Raw genomic sequence first — 2,482 nt, forward strand, 5'->3', positions numbered from 1 at the left:
TAAAAAAAAATCACGAAGAAGACCTAAAACAAACCACATTGTATCGATCAACTAAAAAAGTGACGTAGTATTTATGTTTTAGGGAAGCGTGTACATTTAAGTCAGGTGTATTTAGCTGAATTGATCCAAGAGGCTGTGCGAAGTTGTCCTTCGGCACATAATTCACAAAGTACTTGTATTGTGATTTTAATGGGTGGCGCGCATCATCACTTTTGGAATGTCGTAAAAGAAGTGCAGCGCAAGTTAGTCCCCGCGCATATTTTTGCTGGTGCAGAACTGAAGGTTGATCAATGCTCGGCAGGATTTGGTACAGTTCTATTCTATGAAGATCAGCAGATCATTCAAAAATTACAAAAGAAAATTCCTTTTGATGCGGCAGAGTTTCCAGTTTGGTCAGAGCAAGTTTCAGGTATGGCCCAATATGCTGTATGGACTTGTTTAGCAGATGCAGGTTTGGGTGCGTCATTACAACATTATAACCCGAGTATTGATGCTGATATCTCCAAGGTTTTTGAGATTCCAAAACATTGGCTGTTACGTGCGCAATTGGTCTTTGGTTCGATAGAGGAAAAAGCCGCTGAAAAAGAACATTATAAAGATGAAGAGCGCTTTATGATCTATGCATAATGACACGGAATAATCTTTAGTGATTTCTAGATCAAGTTTTGTAATGTTATGGCATATTGTTCTATTTTTAAGACACTATGTCGCTGAACTAAGCATGTTCAAATTCAAAATATTAGCTATGATGAATATGAATCTGTATATAACAAGATCGTGAGATCGCTGAGGAAAATAACATGTCATTTTTAGGCCACATCAAACAACGTCGTACCATTTATGCTGTTGGTAAAAGTGTAGCATTAACACCAGAACAAATTGAATCTGTAATTAAAGAAGCGGTAAATCACAGTCCTTCTGCATTTAACTCACAGACTTCTCGTATTGTAACTTTGTTTGGTGACTCGCATTTACAGTTTTGGAATATCGTACGTGAAACTTTACGTAAAATTGTTCCAGAAGCTGCTTTTGAAGGCACAAATGCAAAAATTAATAGCTTTGCTGCAGGCTATGGTACGGTTTTATTTTATGAAGACCAGGATGTTGTAAAATCATTGCAGGAACAATTTGCGCTTTATGCAGATAATTTCCCAGTTTGGTCTGAACATTCTTCTGCAATTGCTCAATTTTCCGTATGGACTGCGTTATCTGAACAAAATATTGGTGCGTCATTACAGCATTACAATCCAATCGTAGATGCTGAGATTGCAGAGATCTTCGATATCCCTGCGAATTGGAAACTTCGTGCGCAACTTGTTTTTGGTTCGATTGAAGCACCTGCGGGTGAGAAAACATTTATGGCTGAAGCGGATCGCTTTAAAACATTTAATTAATAGTTAGTCATTAAAATGAAAAAGAGCAGAGAAGATTTGCTCTTTTTTTGTTTAAGGATTTATCTTTAAAATATCAAAGCTTAGCAATATATATTGTAGTTTTGAGTTGGTTCTAAGCTCAGAAATTGTCATAAAATTGTCATTTATAAACTGCATAGTGCAACTAAACTTTAATAAACCATCGATAGAGTGTAAAAATGACCTTACGCATAACCCTTGCAACAGCAGCATTGATGTTGAGTACTTCAGTATTTTCAGCAGTGACTATTACTGCTCCAGAGGAAATAAAAATTGAAGGCTTAAATGGGCAAGAGGTTAAGAGTCGTTTATTCAGTTCTGACAATAAATATAATATTGATGCTGGTGAAAATATTATCAGTGTTCGCTACACTCAGTTTTTTGAAGAGCATCCAGGTATTGGCTCCCACGATATCGTTCGCTCAGGGATTGTAAATATTAAGACCCCAATTTTACAAGACCAACAGTCTTACCGTTTGGCACTGATCAATCCTCCGCAAAACCATGATGATGCCAAGGCTTATGCCAAGCAGCCGATCTTTGGTCTATACAATGCCAAAAATCAGTTACTGGTTGAGCAAAAGGGTAGTAAAACTCAAAATGCAGGTATTCTTCAAAATCTATTTACTGATGCACCAACCGATCTAACTCAAAAAGCAACGACAGTAGTACAACCTGCACCGGTCTATACGTCACAAGCTGTTGTTGCGAAAGTTGGGACAGATAAACAAAAAGATTTAACAAGTTCTGGCAATGCTCAACAATTAATTAATACTTGGAAAAGTGCATCTAAATCTGAACGCCAAGCGTTTATGGCTTGGCTGGCTGAACAAGCACAGTAGTTGGTACATTCTAAAAAAACAGCGTTAGCTGTTTTTTTTATTTAGATAGCGTATTTATATTGTAGATAACTTGACTATAATTTAATCTAAAACGTATGTTTTGCTTTAAAAATAACCAGTCGAGTGGATTTTTTGAATTATTTATTTAAATGCACTTGCGCTGCAAATAAAATTGTATAGAATACGCAGCACACCAACGCAATGTAGTGAATAACTTAAAGCGAAGGT

Annotated in this window: 2 protein-coding genes and 1 pseudogene; all 3 read left to right on the plus strand. The window is 36.5% G+C overall.

What is annotated here, in order from left to right:
• A pseudogene (locus tag ACY3FQ_RS07945) lies at positions 1 to 627 on the plus strand (nitroreductase family protein); the annotation flags it as partial.
• A gap of 173 nt (positions 628 to 800) precedes the next feature.
• Entirely contained in the window at positions 801 to 1,394 is a 594-nt protein-coding gene (locus tag ACY3FQ_RS07950; RefSeq protein ID WP_262471307.1) for a nitroreductase family protein, read from the plus strand.
• A gap of 197 nt (positions 1,395 to 1,591) precedes the next feature.
• Positions 1,592 to 2,254: a DUF2057 family protein gene (locus tag ACY3FQ_RS07955; protein ID WP_489773813.1), complete on the plus strand. Its 663-nt coding sequence runs from the start codon at positions 1,592 to 1,594 to the stop codon at positions 2,252 to 2,254.
• Positions 2,255 to 2,482 lie beyond the last annotated feature (228 nt).

Source organism: Acinetobacter sp. AB03, assembly GCF_058107045.1.

Excerpts from the sequence above, each read along its gene's own strand:
- ACY3FQ_RS07955 (WP_489773813.1), top strand. The coding sequence starts at position 1,592 with ATGACCTTACGCATAACCCTTGCAACAGCAGCATTGATGTTGAGTACT.
- ACY3FQ_RS07950 (WP_262471307.1), top strand. The coding sequence starts at position 801 with ATGTCATTTTTAGGCCACATCAAACAACGTCGTACCATTTATGCTGTT.